General features: G+C 42.3%; 16 protein-coding genes and 1 other annotated feature. Of the genes, 15 read left to right on the forward strand and 1 reads right to left on the reverse strand.

Annotated elements, in window-relative coordinates; all coding sequences use genetic code 11:
* Window positions 1-65 precede the first annotated feature (65 nt).
* From selD to DESYODRAFT_RS01165, 7 genes are all read left to right on the forward strand, one after another.
* The gene (gene selD, locus DESYODRAFT_RS01135; protein ID WP_007778325.1) at window positions 66-1,088 is read left to right on the forward strand and encodes a selenide, water dikinase SelD; all 1,023 of its coding nucleotides are present in this window, start codon (window positions 66-68) and stop codon (window positions 1,086-1,088) included.
* A gap of 14 nt (window positions 1,089-1,102) precedes the next feature.
* On the forward strand, window positions 1,103-1,696 hold the full coding sequence (gene yedF, locus DESYODRAFT_RS01140; protein ID WP_007778328.1) for a sulfurtransferase-like selenium metabolism protein YedF: 594 nt from the start codon (window positions 1,103-1,105) through the stop codon (window positions 1,694-1,696).
* 9 nt (window positions 1,697-1,705) lie between these two features.
* Entirely contained in the window at window positions 1,706-1,957 is a 252-nt protein-coding gene (locus tag DESYODRAFT_RS01145; RefSeq protein WP_007778330.1) for a putative Se/S carrier protein, read from the forward strand.
* A 69-nt stretch (window positions 1,958-2,026) separates the two neighbouring features.
* Window positions 2,027-2,368 (forward strand): HesB/IscA family protein, encoded by a 342-nt coding sequence (locus DESYODRAFT_RS01150; protein WP_007778333.1) that lies wholly within the window; start codon window positions 2,027-2,029, stop codon window positions 2,366-2,368.
* Between the two features lie 328 nt (window positions 2,369-2,696).
* A complete protein-coding gene (locus DESYODRAFT_RS01155; RefSeq protein ID WP_007778334.1) occupies window positions 2,697-2,873 on the forward strand; it encodes a rubredoxin in 177 nt (58 codons plus the stop codon).
* Window positions 2,874-3,077: 204 nt separating this feature from the next.
* Window positions 3,078-3,764, forward strand: coding sequence for a response regulator transcription factor (locus DESYODRAFT_RS01160; protein ID WP_007778337.1), 687 nt, complete (start codon window positions 3,078-3,080; stop codon window positions 3,762-3,764).
* Window positions 3,739-5,817: a HAMP domain-containing sensor histidine kinase gene (locus DESYODRAFT_RS01165; RefSeq protein ID WP_007778339.1), complete on the forward strand. Its 2,079-nt coding sequence runs from the start codon at window positions 3,739-3,741 to the stop codon at window positions 5,815-5,817. Before DESYODRAFT_RS01160 ends, DESYODRAFT_RS01165 begins: the two co-directional genes overlap by 26 nt.
* 329 nt (window positions 5,818-6,146) lie before the next feature.
* On the opposite strand, the gene DESYODRAFT_RS01170 is transcribed toward DESYODRAFT_RS01165, so the two are convergent.
* Window positions 6,147-6,539 (reverse strand): nucleoside triphosphate pyrophosphohydrolase family protein, encoded by a 393-nt coding sequence (locus DESYODRAFT_RS01170; protein ID WP_007778341.1) that lies wholly within the window; start codon window positions 6,537-6,539, stop codon window positions 6,147-6,149.
* A gap of 184 nt (window positions 6,540-6,723) precedes the next feature.
* On the opposite strand from DESYODRAFT_RS01170, the gene DESYODRAFT_RS01175 reads away from it, so the two are divergent.
* The 8 genes from DESYODRAFT_RS01175 (at window position 6,724) to DESYODRAFT_RS01210 (ending at window position 14,252) form a co-directional block, all read left to right on the forward strand.
* The gene (locus DESYODRAFT_RS01175; protein WP_007778345.1) at window positions 6,724-7,206 is read left to right on the forward strand and encodes a CarD family transcriptional regulator; all 483 of its coding nucleotides are present in this window, start codon (window positions 6,724-6,726) and stop codon (window positions 7,204-7,206) included.
* Window positions 7,207-7,536: 330 nt separating this feature from the next.
* On the forward strand, window positions 7,537-8,715 hold the full coding sequence (locus tag DESYODRAFT_RS01180) for a PIN/TRAM domain-containing protein (RefSeq protein ID WP_007778347.1): 1,179 nt from the start codon (window positions 7,537-7,539) through the stop codon (window positions 8,713-8,715).
* Entirely contained in the window at window positions 8,708-9,400 is a 693-nt protein-coding gene (gene ispD, locus DESYODRAFT_RS01185) for a 2-C-methyl-D-erythritol 4-phosphate cytidylyltransferase (RefSeq protein ID WP_007778348.1), read from the forward strand. The genes DESYODRAFT_RS01180 and ispD overlap by 8 nt, the downstream gene beginning before the upstream one ends.
* A 19-nt stretch (window positions 9,401-9,419) precedes the next feature.
* A complete protein-coding gene (ispF, locus tag DESYODRAFT_RS01190; RefSeq protein WP_042338079.1) occupies window positions 9,420-9,908 on the forward strand; it encodes a 2-C-methyl-D-erythritol 2,4-cyclodiphosphate synthase in 489 nt (162 codons plus the stop codon).
* The gene (gltX, locus tag DESYODRAFT_RS01195) at window positions 9,908-11,371 is read left to right on the forward strand and encodes a glutamate--tRNA ligase (RefSeq protein WP_007778354.1); all 1,464 of its coding nucleotides are present in this window, start codon (window positions 9,908-9,910) and stop codon (window positions 11,369-11,371) included. The genes ispF and gltX overlap by 1 nt, the downstream gene beginning before the upstream one ends.
* Before the next feature lie 96 nt (window positions 11,372-11,467).
* Window positions 11,468-11,681, forward strand: a binding site (T-box leader).
* Window positions 11,682-11,742: 61 nt separating this feature from the next.
* Window positions 11,743-12,510, forward strand: coding sequence for a serine O-acetyltransferase (gene cysE / locus DESYODRAFT_RS01200; RefSeq protein ID WP_345788202.1), 768 nt, complete (start codon window positions 11,743-11,745; stop codon window positions 12,508-12,510).
* Window positions 12,407-13,840, forward strand: a complete 1,434-nt coding sequence (cysS, locus tag DESYODRAFT_RS01205) for a cysteine--tRNA ligase (RefSeq protein WP_042338080.1) — start codon at window positions 12,407-12,409, stop codon at window positions 13,838-13,840. The genes cysE and cysS overlap by 104 nt, the downstream gene beginning before the upstream one ends.
* 10 nt (window positions 13,841-13,850) lie before the next feature.
* On the forward strand, window positions 13,851-14,252 hold the full coding sequence (locus DESYODRAFT_RS01210; protein WP_007778361.1) for a Mini-ribonuclease 3: 402 nt from the start codon (window positions 13,851-13,853) through the stop codon (window positions 14,250-14,252).
* The last annotated feature ends 38 nt before the right edge of the window (window positions 14,253-14,290 follow it).

Below are 14,290 nucleotides of genomic sequence, written 5' to 3' on the forward strand. Positions count from 1 at the left end.
ATCTGTACATAGTGGTAATTTTATATTAGTATAATGCAAATATCTGTGTTAAGGAAGTGATTCCCATGATGAGTTTATTGTCAAACTGTACGTCGGGCGGCTGCGGAGCCAAAATTGGACCGGGCGAGTTATCCAAGGTATTATCCCGGATGCCCGTTTTTGGTGACCCTAAGTTGCTGGTTGGCTTTGATGCATCGGATGATGCTGCCGTTTATCAGATAGATCCGGACACTGCCATTGTTTCTACTGTGGATTTTTTTTCGCCGATGGTGAATGATGCCCGCTCGTTTGGTCGCATCGCAGCGGCTAATGCATTAAGCGATGTATACGCCATGGGTGGTACGCCACTTTTTGCCCTGAATCTTGTTTGTTATCCTGAGAGCATGGAATTAGACGCCTTGGGCGAAATATTAGCAGGCGGAGCGGAAAAGATCCAAGAGGCGGGGGCAGTACTTTGCGGCGGCCATTCCATCTATGACAAAGAGCCAAAATACGGACTGGCGGTCACCGGGCGTCTGGACCCGAATCGAATCTGGCGCAATAATACACCGCTACCGGGGGATCAGCTGATTCTCACAAAGCCGCTTGGCATTGGCATTGTCATGGCGGCGATGCGCGGGGAAATAGCGGATGAACAGGCGGTGCACATGGCGCTTTCTTCCATGCAGCGGCTTAACAAATACGCGGCGGAGAGAATGCACGGCTTTCCGATCAGTGCCTGTACAGATATCACTGGTTTCGGACTGTTAGCCCATGCAAAGGAGATGGCAGGGGAAGCTGCGTCATTGGTATTATATCGTTCGGAGTTGCCGTATATCCCTCAGGCATATACGTATGCCGGAGATTATTTAGTAACTGCGGCTGCACAGCGCAACCGAAATCACATGCAGGGCTTCGTGGAGTTTGGCGATACGCCGTTTGCCTTGCAGGAACTGATGCTGGATCCGCAGACCTCAGGAGGGTTGTTTCTAAGTGTTCCGAAATCCTGTGCGCAAGAGCTGTTAAGTGCCATTCAGGAAGTGGAATCCCAGGCTAGAATAGTAGGAGAAGTGCTCCTGCCGCAAAATTTACCGATACTATTACGATAAGGAGGAACATAAATATGACACAAATTGATGCCACAGGGCAGGTCTGCCCCATACCCGTCATAAAAGCCAAAAAAGCGTTGGAAGAGATGGGAGAAGCGGGTGGCGTAGTTGCTGTTTTAGTAGACAATGACATTGCGCGTCAAAATCTTCAAAAGATGGCGACCGGACTGGGTTATCAGAGCGAATATGTGCAAAAAGAAAACGGCATCGTTGAGGTGACCATCGTTGCAGGCGAAGGCTGTGTTGTTGACAACTGCGCGACAAGTGAAGATTCGGGACTCGTTGTCGCCATCGGTAGGGATACCATGGGTGAAGGTAGTCAAGAGCTGGGCCAAATACTGATCAAAGGTTTCATCTATGCCCTGAGGGAGCTCGCGCCGCCCCCCTCGCATATCTTGTTTTTCAATTCGGGGGCATATCTTACCAGTAGTGATTCTAACAGCTTGGAAGACCTGCGCGCTCTGGAAGCGGCGGGAACCGTTATCATGACTTGTGGCACCTGTACCAATTATTATGAAATTACGGAGAAGCTGGGAGTTGGTGAGGTCGCCAATATGTACGGTATTGTTACAGTTATGGCGGGTGCCAAGCGGCTTATCAATATTTAGGAGGTTTTTGTGTCTTACGTTCTTACGTTTGCCAACACACATGCGGCTATTCTTGCCGAAAAAGCGCTGTTGCAGGCAGGATATCCGGCAGGGGTGATGCCATTGCCTTCCGGCATCAAAGCCGGATGTGGTATCGCGCTTCGGGTAGTCGATTATATTGCGTCAAATACACTTTTGAAGGAGAACAACATAGTTGTGTCTGCTGTTTATCAAGTTTCGAAAAATTTGCATGATAGTGTGTACAACGAGGTCGCACTATGAAGAGTCAGCAAAAATACTTCATTAACAATCCCAAAAATATATCTTAAATTTAAAAGGAGTGAAGATTTAATGGTAAAGATTACCGAACTCGCAGCCCAAAAAGTGAAAGAAGTGTTAAAAGCTCAGAATAAGGAAAATGCACTTCTTCGTCTCTATCTTGTAGGAATGGGTTGCGGCGGTCCGAATTTCGGCATGACTCTAGATGAATCAAAAACAGAGGACGATGTTCTTGATCAAGAACACGGTGTTTCAATTGTTGTTGAAACAAAACTATCGATGTATTTAGAAGGAGCCGTGATTGATTATATTGAGTCAGATAACGGCGGCGGTTTTGAAATACGTATGGCCAAGATGCCTAGTAGTGGTGGATGTGACAGTGGTTGCTGCGGAGGTTGCGGTGGAAGTTGCTAATCGAAAGCTGAAAGTTAATCTCACCATATAAAATACTGAGTCGGTATTATATAGTGAACATGCAATACCGACTCATGGAAATAGTATTTCTAACAGGCTTTTAGAAATCGTTATCATTATAAGAGACAACTACCACTCAATCTTGCAGTGGTAGTTGTCTCTTATAATGATAATTTGTCAAGGCAAAGGTTCTTGAGGTATTTATTGAAGGAAATAAGTGCTATGCACAATCCATTGTCATCATCAGATAAGAGTTATATGAATTAAGTAAGCATAGCAAACAATGCAACTTAATGATAAACTATAACTATAGAAGGAGAGTGTAGAGATGAGTGAAGGAAGTAAAATGTGGCAGTGCCAAATGCAAAGTTGTGGATATATTTATAATTCAGAAAAAGGGTGTAAGAAAAGTAAAATACCTAAAGATGTTCCTTTTGAAGAGTTGCCGGATGATTGGAGATGTCCGTTATGTGGTGCCGGTAAGAAGATGTTCAAACCGGTTTAAGAGAGAAAACGTTATAACCAAAGCAGTCGGCAGAAGCCGGCTGCTTTTTCAATGAAGGTCGATAGCTTCTAAGATTAGAAGATTTAAGAAGTTCTTAAGAATTTGGTTGAGATTATCGTAAGATTTGACTGATATCATTACCTTAAAGTAAACAATAGAGGGTGTGATATGATTGTATAAATCGAGATGGGGGAGTGATACATCATGAATATATTGGTTTGTGATGATGATAAAGAAATATTAGACGCTATTAGAATCTATTTGGAAAACGAAGGCTATAAGGTATTTAAAGCTGCCAATGGAATAGAGGCTCTTAAAATTGTTGAAGAAACTTTAATTCACCTGGTTATTATGGATATTATGATGCCTCAAATGGATGGCATAAGAGCAACTATGAAGATTAGAGAGGATAAAAATATACCGGTTATTATGCTTTCGGCAAAATCTGAGGACACAGACAAAATCATGGGCTTAAATATGGGAGCGGACGATTATATAACAAAACCTTTTAATCCGTTGGAATTAATTGCAAGAGTAAAGTCCCAGTTAAGAAGGTATACATCACTAGGAAGCCTGGAAACCAAATGTAATGTCTATAAAACAGGCGGACTTATTATTGATGATGAGTGTAAAATTGTAACGGTTGACGGCGATGAAGTAAAACTTACGCCTGTACAATATAAAATCCTCAAGCTTTTGATTGCCAATGCGGGGAGAGTCTATTCCATTGATGAAATATATGAAAAAGTATGGCAGGAAACAGCGTTTAGTGCAGAAAATACAGTCGCAGTTCATATCAGAAAGATTAGAGAAAAAATTGAAATAAATCCTAAAGAACCAAAATATTTGAAGGTGGTGTGGGGGATTGGATACAAAGTGGAGAGATTATAGCCATTCCATGATAGCCAAGATTATCGGATTCATGATTACCATAGTTTGTTTTACTGGTGCCCTAACAATAATTGCGGATGTAGTAGTTTTTAAGCATGCCGATTTTGATATTGCTTTTGAAGAGAGCTATTATCTTGGGTCAGATTTTATGAGAGACAGTAGTGATATCTTTACCAGCTTAAGAGATATAACAGGTAAATATAAAAGTGAGGATCACATTATCCAGGGTGGTACTCTGACGGAAGCAGATAATAAATGGAGAGAGGAAAACCTGTTTTGGGATTTTGCCAACAAATCAAAAAGTTATAATCCTAATTTAACGATGGAAGAAAATTATCCGATTTTCGAAGAAGTCTATGCTGCAGAACTAGCAAAGTTGAGAGATAAATTAATCACAGAAGAACTTCAAAACTATTATTCTGTGTTAAGAAGATTAGACAAATATCCTGGTCTTATTTACTATGCTAAAGATGGTGAAACCGAATTTACGAATAGCCCTGAGAAAACAAAGGATTATTTCAAATCCTTACCCTCCTATATGGTATTTGATGGATCGGAGCTAAACGTTTTTCCCGAGGAAATTCAACAAAACCATCGTTATCATTGGCTTACCGCGGACACTAATCAATTAGGTTACCAAGACGTGATGTATATTGCCTTTAGCAAAGAATTTTTAAATCCTAGAATTGAAGAATGGAACGAAAATAAGGTAACCGTTACGAAGAGTTTATATCAAATAGCAGGTTTTTCAGCAGGATTGGCTTTAGCGTTTATTTATTTACTCCTGGTCATCGGCAGAAGGACCAAGGAGACCCCTGCAAGCCCATTAAACGTTATCGATAGAATTTATAATGATTTTAAGATTGTAATCTGCTTTTTTTTGATAGTCCTATGGATTGCAGTCATAGCTTATATGCAGCAGTTTAAGGCCAATGGACTTATAGTTCTAATGACGCTGTTAATCGCTGCGATTGGATTAATAGTTGTTCTTTCGTTAGTAAAACATCTCAAAAATAAATCATTCGTAAAGCATACTTTGACTTATACCTTGTTTTATAAATTCTTTAAATTTTTTAAGGATATCTATGACAGCGGAAGTGTTGGAGTAAGGGTTGTCTTAATCGTAATAGGCTATCCGATTGCAGTGGCGTTAACATTCTTTATGTTCCCGATAACCTTAGGAGGCGCAGCGTGGATAGCTTTGAAGAAGGTAAGGGAGTTTGATGCCATAAAAGAAGGGGTAAAGAAGGTAAAAGGAGGAGATTTCCACCATACCATCAATGTATCAGGAAAAGGGGAATTCAGCAGACTGGCTTCCGACTTAAATAGTATTACGGATGGTTTAAATAAAGCTGTCGAAAATGAGATCAAAAGTGAGCGGTTGAAAGCTGAATTGATCACCAATGTATCTCACGACATCAGAACACCCTTAACTTCGATTATCACCTATGTTGATTTACTGAAAAATGAAACGAATCAGGTAAAGGTAAAAGAATACTTAGAAATAATCGACCAGAAGTCTCAGCGCTTAAAAATACTAACGGACGATTTGTTTGAAGCAGCTAAAGCTTCTAGCGGCAATATTCCGGTAAACTATGAAACGATAGATATTATATCGTTAATAACTCAGGGGTTGGGCGAACTTGATGACAAAATACAAGAACGTAAGTTAGAATTCAAGATCAGCCATTCGAACGATAAAGTCTATATTAAAGCCGACGGAAGACTACTATGGAGAGCTATTGAGAATTTGTTATCAAATATATTCAAATATGCCCTTGAAGGGTCAAGAGTATATATTGACATCTTAGAGTCAGACAGTGGGCTGACGTTGGTCTTTAAAAACATCTCTGCCTATGAATTGAATATTTCTTCAGATGAGTTAATGGAGCGTTTCAAAAGGGGCGATGAATCCAGAAGCAGTCAAGGCAGTGGCTTGGGATTATCCATTGCTAAAAGTTTGATAGAAATTCAAAAAGGAACGTTTAATATTGAAATTGATGGAGATTTATTCAAGGCTATAATACACTTGATTAAAGTAGAGGCGAATTAGAGATACCGTCAAATAGTCGCTAAGGAACCTGTCCAAGTTCCTTGGCGACTACTGTGTTATCGTCAGAAAACGATCTGCTTGCGCGGGCGAGCTTCAGGTCCCCCTCTATAATCAACTTTTTAAGTAACGCCGAGAATTCGGGGGCCTGCTATAATCTTTAAACCAAATATCAACCAAGTATCATCCTGTAGATCGTCTGGGTAGATGACAAAAGGCTATTTTCTCCATAATAGAGTAAGGACGATCATGGTCTTTTTAAAAAATATAAAAGCTCCTGCAATGCAGGAGCTAAATTACTAAAACTGAAATTACGTAAATCTGGCTAAGGTCTAGGTCAAGTTGAAAATCGTCAGCGTCTGGAGTTTTGTGAGTTCTTGGTGGAGGACATCGCTTAAGGAGATGTCCAAGGCGTTGGACAGAGCGGCTATATAAAAGAGTTGCTTGCCCAACTCCGCCTCTATGATGTCACGGCAGTTATCGCAAACATATCCTTCAAGTTGGCTGTCCAAGAGTTCTTTCAAATCAGCGACGCTTGAATCAGGGGGAATAGGTTTCTTGTGCGCATTCACCGCGTGGCAACCACAACTAGTCACAGATTTGACGACGGCTCGGTTAACACGCGCTGAAGTTTCTTGCCCTTTGGACAAGATATCCAAAATGCTTTGATGTCGGATTAACAGAGATTTTACCGTGTCTTGGAATTGGTCAGTGAGTTGCTCCATGTGTGCTATCCTCACTCCTTTCTGCCATCTCTATTATACCGAGGAGGTTAGGCAGTTGTCAATTTTCAACAGTTTTAAGGTTGAAAAAGTCAAATTGACAGGCTAAAGACATGTATGATATAATTTTAAAATTTTGACCCGGGCTGTGTTCCTTGCTATAATATATAGATAAGGGGGTGGCCGAATGTTTAAGGTTGGTGACAAAGTTGTCTATCCAATGCACGGTGCAGGAATTATTGAGTCAATCGAAGAACGCGAAGTTCTTGGAGAAAAGAGCCAATATTATGTCATGCATTTACCAGTTGGGAATATGAAATTATTTATTCCCTTGAACAACGTTGAAAACCTTGGCTTGAGACAAGTGATTTCTCCCACCATGGTTAAAGATGTTTTAGAGGTGCTGAAAACTAAAGATACGGCAGCTACCTTAGCTTGGAATCGGCGTTATCGCGCGAACTTAGAGAAAATCAAAAGCGGTAATATTTTCGAAGTTGCAAATGTCGTTCGGAGCCTTGCTCAAAGGGACAATGAAAAAGGCCTTTCTACGGGTGAGAAGAAGATGTACGAAAATGCCTGCCAGATTTTGATTAGTGAACTTGTTTTGACTGAGGGATCTGAAGAAGAAGCAGTCAGGCAATGGCTTTCATCCGCTTTGAAGTTAGCTTAGAATTCTTTGTGTTTGATTACATCGTCTTATATTGAGGTCATGGCTGACAAAATCCCATCTCATTTAGCGCTGAAAACAACCCGAACTGGAAGGTTCGAGTCTGGGAAACCAATGAATACAAGGATATTTTGTAATGAAAATTGCCATGACTCAAACAGACGGTTGAGGTTTGAAACCTCCGCAAGTATTAGCAGGACAATATATTGCTGAGGGTTATAATAATAAAAAAACCTCAAAAAGGATTAAATTACCTTTGGTTGAAAAATAATGAAATCCACAGTATAATTGGAAAGACTTTTAGTCAAAATAGGTTAAAAAGGAGGTGAAACGATGATTCGCAATTTAATACGCGGGATCATCACCCTATTAATGGGGGCTGTTGGATTTTATCTTAATTATATCCTTATAAGTCTTGACTTTTTGAAAACCCTTGGATGGAATGGGTCACCTATCTGGACATACGCTATAATGAGTATTTTATTTGGCATTATAGGATTTTTAGTTGCTCCGTTTAGTATTCGCTCTTTTATTGCTTTAATGCGTTGGATGGATTCGCGATTAACCAGAGTTCCCACAAACGATCTTATGGGTGGGGCCATCGGAGGAATCATTGGACTTATTATTGCAAGTTTATTCAGTAATTCGTTTGTTAGTGTTAATTTCTTCGGCCCGCTTTTAGCAGTCATGATAAGTCTCTTTTTAGGTTATTTGGGACTGACAATTGGAATGAAACGTAAAGAGGATGTCCTGGGCTTTCTTAACTTCTTTCCCAAATTTCGCGATCGTGGAGACAAAGCAGATAAGACGGATAAAAACAAAGAGGCTAAGGAGGGCAAAGCCAATCGTCCTCGCGATTCAGTGAGTTATAAAATTCTCGATACGAGTGTGATTATCGATGGCCGGATTGCAGATATCGTTAAGACCGGATTTTTAGAAGGAACACTGCTTATACCTAGTTTTGTTCTGGAGGAGTTGCGACACATTGCGGATTCTTCGGACTTGCTTAAACGAAATCGCGGGCGCAGAGGGCTTGATATCTTGAATCAAATTTCTAAGGAAACAGTCATTCAAGTTCATATTCATGAACAAGATTTTGAGGATATTAATGAAGTTGACAGTAAATTGGTGCGGTTAGGACAAATTTTGGGGGCACCCTTATTGACGAATGATTATAATCTCAACAAAGTCGCTGAACTTCAAGGAGTAAAGGTTTTAAATATCAACGAATTAGCTAATGCTCTGAAGCCCATTGTTTTGCCTGGAGAAGAAATGTTGGTTCAGGTTATGAAAGAGGGAAAAGAGCCGGGGCAAGGTGTTGCTTATCTCGATGATGGAACCATGATTGTTGTAGATATGGGACGAAGGTACATGGGACAAAATATTGTTGTTTTAGTGACAAGTGTTCTTCAAACGGCAGCCGGGCGTATGATTTTTGCCAAGCCGAAATCTTCCCTGGAAAAAAAGCCGATGGGCCTTCATCCGACGGATGAGGTGAATGCGATTGGCTAATATCGGGATCGTTATTCCGGCAGCAGGTCAAGGCAAGCGGATGAGGGCCGGATGTAACAAGCAATTCTTAGTATTGATGGGGCAACCAATTTTGGCTCATACGATAAGAGTGTTTGAAGAATCGAACTTTGTTTCTGAAATAGTTATTGTAGGGGCGGAAGGTGATATCTCTGTCATAAAAGAACTGGTTTATCATCAGGGCTTTCAGAAAGTTGCAGCAGTCTGCAAAGGTGGCGTGCTGCGTCAAGATTCCGTTCGTGCTGGGGTTCGAGCTCTAAGTCCCGCTATCCAACGGATAGTGGTGCATGATGGGGCGAGGCCCCTTTTGACGTTGCAAGCATTTAATCAATTTCTTGAAGAAACCCAAGAGTATCCTGCTGCAATTATGGGAGTGTCTATAAAGGATACTGTAAAGAGAGTCAACCTGGCTGGAAACGTGCTTGAGACTCTACCTCGTGAAGATTTGCGGTCTGTCCAAACCCCCCAGGTTTTTGACCGTGGGATACTAGAGGTAGCACATTATCAAGCAGTTTCTGCAGGATACTATGGCACAGATGATGCCTCTTTGTTAGAATGGATGGGGTATCCTGTGCAAATGGTAGAGGGAATGCAGGAGAATATCAAGGTGACCACACCGGAAGATTTGTGGTTAGCTGAACGGATACTGGCGATGCGTGAGTCTTGAAGTCCGGCAGACAGGGGGGTTGAAAATTAAAGTAGGAATTGGTTATGATGTACATGCGCTGGTGGCGGAACGGTCGTTGATTCTTGGAGGAGTAAAAATTCCGCATGAACGTGGTTTACTAGGGCATTCGGATGCGGATGTGCTAGTTCATGCGATTATGGACGCGCTTTTAGGTGCTTTGGCTTTAGGGGATATCGGAGGGCATTTTCCGGATCATGATCCAAGATATCGCGGTATTTCAAGTCTTTCTTTATTGAAGCATATCATGGGACTCATCGAATCAAAAGGGTATCGCGTAGGGAATTTGGATAGCGTTATTATGGCAGAACGTCCAAAGCTTGCTCCATTTATTGCAAAAATGCGTTCAAATCTTTCGCAGGCTATGAATGTGAAAGAGTCATGTGTATCAGTAAAAGCGACAACAACAGAGCGGCTGGGGTTTGTGGGAAGAGAAGAAGGCATTGGTGCTCAGGCGATTGTTAGCTTAAAAAGGTTGGAGGATGAATGATGGAAATTCGTGTTCGATTTGCACCCAGTCCTACAGGTCCGCTTCACATCGGAGGGGCAAGATCGGCTTTGTTTAATTATTTATGGGCCCGCAAAAATAAGGGGACGTTTATTGTCCGGAGCGAAGACACTGACTTAGAACGTTCCAGCAGAGAATCCGAACATAATATTTTGGAAGCCCTTCGGTGGCTGAATATTCAATGGAATGAGGGCATCGAGGTTGGTGGGGAGAATGGGCCTTATCGACAGACAGATCGCTTAGGGCTTTACGAGGAGTATACCGAGAAGCTAATTACCGGCGGACATGCTTACTATTGTTACTGTTCGGAGGAAGAACTAGAACAAGAAAGAGAGGCTCTGCTTGCCAAAGGGGAAACACCGCGGTATTTAGGGAAGTGCCGTCACTTGACTCGAGAACAACGGTTAGCTTACGAACGTGAAGGTCGAAGGCCCGTAGTGCGTTTCCGTGTACCGGAAGGACAGGCAATCCATATTTCCGATCGAGTTCGTGGAGATGTTGTGTTCGAAAGTGATGGGATTGGGGATTACGTTATAGTGAAATCGGATGGGATTCCCACCTATAATTTTGCGGTTGTCATCGATGATATTTCCATGTCAATTACTCATGTGATCCGGGGGGAAGAACATTTATCGAACACTCCCCGTCAAGTTCTGATCTATCAAGCTCTGGGGGCTCCGGTGCCTGAATTTGCGCATATTTCTCTTATTCTTAATACAGAAGGAGGAAAGATGAGTAAACGGGATGGGGATACTGCAGTCATCGACTATCAGAAGAAAGGGTATCTCCCGGAAGCCATTGTTAACTTTATTGCTCTTCTTGGCTGGTCGCCATCAGGTGAAGAAGAGTTTTATACTTTAGATGAATTGGCAGATGCCTTTTCTTTAGACCGGGTTTCCAAAAGTCCTGCGGTATTTGATCGACATAAATTGGATTATATTAACACACATTACATTAAGAAATCTTCTGCAGAACGGTTAGTAGAACTGGCGTTACCTCATCTGGAGGAATTGAGCATTCGTCAAGCTGGGGAGCGGTCGGACGAGCAACAACAATGGCTAATTAGCTTTATCAAGGCCATCTCAGAGAAAATATCTTATATGGCTGAGGTGAAGGACTACGTCCATTATTTTCATGGTAATGTTCCGCTTGAGCCGGAAGGAGAAGCCCTGGAGGTGCTGAAGGGAGAACAGGTGCCAGGGGTTTTGGCATTATTTAAGGAGAAAGTACAGGGCGCAGAGATTCTTTCTGGTGAAACTGTGAAAGCCCTTTTAAAACAAATGACGAAGGAACTAAAGCTCGGAGGCAAATTTGTATACATGCCGGTTCGAGTGGCCTTGACTGGGCAGATGCATGGACCGGAGCTTTATGATATTATCCCGCTGTTGGGGCTTGAGAATGTTTTAGGGCGGATTGCGGTTACGGAAGCCCGTTATTTACGTTAGTCTAAAATGATGCGAACGAGCTGATTGACAGGGATTCATGGCTACCCTATAATAAAGAAATACTATTGTTTTCCCATACGAAAAAACGTAATATAATCTAAGGCGATGATGAGAAAGAGTACAAAGAGGGTTTGCGACCAGCGAAAATGGGATAGTGGAAGCCATTTGCAAGGAGTTTTTGGAAGTGCGTCTCGGAGTTGATTGGAAGAATTCAGAAGTATTCCAATCCGTATTGACTGCGTTAAAGTTTTAAGCTGGAACGGTATAGCCGTTCAAACAGAGTGGGACCGCGGAACTTTTCGTCTCTGGACGATAGTTCCGCTTTTTGTTGCTTAAAGTTTGTTTAATAATATAACTATAAAACGTCTGAAGTGAGAAAGGGTGAAGCTAAGATGTTCGGACAGATGAAGCGTGATATCCAAGTTATTTTCGAACGAGATCCTGCAGCAAAAAGTATCTGGGAGGTCATATTCTGTTATCCGGGATTTCATGCAGTGATTTTTCATCGTATGGCTCATTGGTTGTACCTTCATGATCTAGTCCTCTTACCGCGCATGATCTCTCAGCTCTCACGCTTTCTGACGGGGATTGAAATTCATCCGGGTGCGAAGATTGGGCAAGGTCTTTTCATTGACCATGGTACAGGTGTAGTCATTGGTGAGACTACGGAGGTCGGAGACAATGTTACCCTATACCAAGGGGTTACCTTAGGCGGAACAGGCAAAGAAAAGGGCAAGAGGCATCCGACCATTGGGAACAATGTGGTTATTGGGGCAGGGGCAAGAGTATTAGGTTCATTTAAAGTTGGGGATAATGTAAAAATAGGGGCAGGGTCAGTTGTTAATAAGCCTGTCCCTAGTGACACGACGGTGGTAGGCGTGCCAGGGCGGATTGTGCTTCATCATGGTGTGCCGATTAAAGATCCTGATTTGAGACACGATGACCTTCCGGATCCGGTGAACGAAATGTTAAAATGTCTAATGCAGCGTGTGGAATATTTGGAAGAACGATTAAAGGAAGAGGAGAGTCGATACAATGTCTTTGAAATTATTCAACACCATGACACGTCAAAAAGAAGAGTTTCACCCAAGAGAGAACGGGAAAGTTGCGATGTACGTATGCGGTCCGACGACTTATAATTACTTTCACGCAGGAAATGCTCGAATGTTTGTTGTTTTTGATATGATTCGGCGTTATTTTATCTATAAAGGACTTGATGTCCGATACGTTCAAAATTTTACGGATGTCGATGACAAAATCATTCAACGAGGGCATGTTGAAGGGATGGACCCTTTGGCTTTAGGTCAAAAATACATCGAGGAATATTTTAAAGACGCCAAAGCCTTAAACTTATTACCAGCGACGATTCATCCGAAGGCTACGGAGCATATTCCTGAAATGATTGAGATTATTCAAGGTCTTATCGACTCGGGATTAGGGTATGAGGTAGAGGGGGATGTTTACTTTGCGGTGGACAGGTTTCCTGATTACGGGAAATTATCCGGCAGAACCCTTGAAGATATGAAGGCCGGAGCAAGGGTGGAAGTGGATGAGCGCAAACGACATCCTATGGACTTTGCGCTCTGGAAAAAAGCTAAGCCCGGAGAACCAGCTTGGCAGAGTCCCTGGGGTGAGGGGCGTCCGGGCTGGCATATTGAGTGTACGGCTATGTCGCTGAAATATTTGGGAGCGGGATTTGATATTCATGGTGGAGGAGAAGACCTCGCGTTCCCTCACCATGAAAATGAGATAGCTCAAACAGAAGGATACCTGAAAGGGCGGACGTTTGCTCATTATTGGATGCACAATGCGTTTCTAACCATTAATCAAGAAAAGATGTCTAAATCCTTGGGGAACTTTTTTACAATTCGTGAATTGCTGGTAAATAGCCCAGGTGAAGTTATTCGTTTTTATTTGCTTGGAACTCATTATCGCAGTCCTTTGGATTTTAATGATCAGAATTTGATTATGGCCCAAAAGGGATTAGAAAGGCTGCAGACAAGTGTCCGTTTGGCTCAGGAGGCATTAGAAAGAAGCGAGTCCTCTCAAAACGGGCAAAGGGGCACGGAGTTATTTAAGGCGTCTAAAGAAGCACGTGAAGCCTTTGAAAGGGCTATGGATGACGATTTTAATTCGGCATTAGCTTATGCCGCACTTTTCGAACTAGCTAAAACCATGAATGGTTATGTTCAAGAGAATCCGCTGTCTTCTGAAGGGTTGGCCGAAGCCCAAAGGACTTTAGTAGAGCTTGGAGATGTTTTAGGCTTTGACCTGCTTCATCCGGCTCAAGTTCACGTTGAAAATGACGAAATACTGAATCAGGTTATGGAAGTTGTCTTGCAGATTCGTTCCAAATCACGTCAGAAAAAAGATTGGGAAATGGCAGACTTTATCCGAGATATGCTTAAAGAGAAAGGGATTATTATCGAGGATACTCCGCAAGGCGCAAGGTGGCAAATAAAAAAGTAAAGGTGACCATATGCGAAATTGGCAGGAAATGAATGCCTTAACCCTGGCGTATTTGGGCGATGCTGTGTATGAGCTGTGGGTTCGTACGCATCTGCTTGAACTGGGACATGAGAAGGTTAAAGAACTCCATAAACAAGCGGTTAGCTATGTTCGGGCCAGTACCCAAGCCCAGGTTTTACATGCGCTTTTACCAGAGCTTGATGAGACTGAGCAACAGATTGTCATGCGCGGGCGGAATACTAAGGGGGGGCATCCAAAAAATATTGATGTTGTGACATACCGACATGCGACAGGGTTTGAGAGTCTAGTGGGTTATTGGCAATTAAGTGGACAAACGGATCGCATGAAGTGGGCGTTCGATAAAGTGGATGAAATGCTATTACATGAAGGATCGAATCGCCTAAGTGACTAAATAATAGGGGCTAAGAGGGGAAAATTGGAAAAGGGAGT

Source organism: Desulfosporosinus youngiae DSM 17734 (assembly GCF_000244895.1).
GTDB classification, from domain to species: domain Bacteria; phylum Bacillota; class Desulfitobacteriia; order Desulfitobacteriales; family Desulfitobacteriaceae; genus Desulfosporosinus; species Desulfosporosinus youngiae.

Excerpts from the sequence above, each read along its gene's own strand:
- selD (WP_007778325.1), top strand. The coding sequence starts at position 66 with ATGATGAGTTTATTGTCAAACTGTACGTCGGGCGGCTGCGGAGCCAAA.
- yedF (WP_007778328.1), top strand. The coding sequence starts at position 1,103 with ATGACACAAATTGATGCCACAGGGCAGGTCTGCCCCATACCCGTCATA.
- DESYODRAFT_RS01150 (WP_007778333.1), top strand. The coding sequence starts at position 2,027 with ATGGTAAAGATTACCGAACTCGCAGCCCAAAAAGTGAAAGAAGTGTTA.
- DESYODRAFT_RS01155 (WP_007778334.1), top strand. The coding sequence starts at position 2,697 with ATGAGTGAAGGAAGTAAAATGTGGCAGTGCCAAATGCAAAGTTGTGGA.
- DESYODRAFT_RS01160 (WP_007778337.1), top strand. The coding sequence starts at position 3,078 with ATGAATATATTGGTTTGTGATGATGATAAAGAAATATTAGACGCTATT.
- DESYODRAFT_RS01170 (WP_007778341.1), bottom strand. The coding sequence starts at position 6,539 with ATGGAGCAACTCACTGACCAATTCCAAGACACGGTAAAATCTCTGTTA.
- DESYODRAFT_RS01175 (WP_007778345.1), top strand. The coding sequence starts at position 6,724 with ATGTTTAAGGTTGGTGACAAAGTTGTCTATCCAATGCACGGTGCAGGA.
- DESYODRAFT_RS01180 (WP_007778347.1), top strand. The coding sequence starts at position 7,537 with ATGATTCGCAATTTAATACGCGGGATCATCACCCTATTAATGGGGGCT.
- gltX (WP_007778354.1), top strand. The coding sequence starts at position 9,908 with ATGGAAATTCGTGTTCGATTTGCACCCAGTCCTACAGGTCCGCTTCAC.
- cysS (WP_042338080.1), top strand. The coding sequence starts at position 12,407 with ATGTCTTTGAAATTATTCAACACCATGACACGTCAAAAAGAAGAGTTT.
- DESYODRAFT_RS01210 (WP_007778361.1), top strand. The coding sequence starts at position 13,851 with ATGCGAAATTGGCAGGAAATGAATGCCTTAACCCTGGCGTATTTGGGC.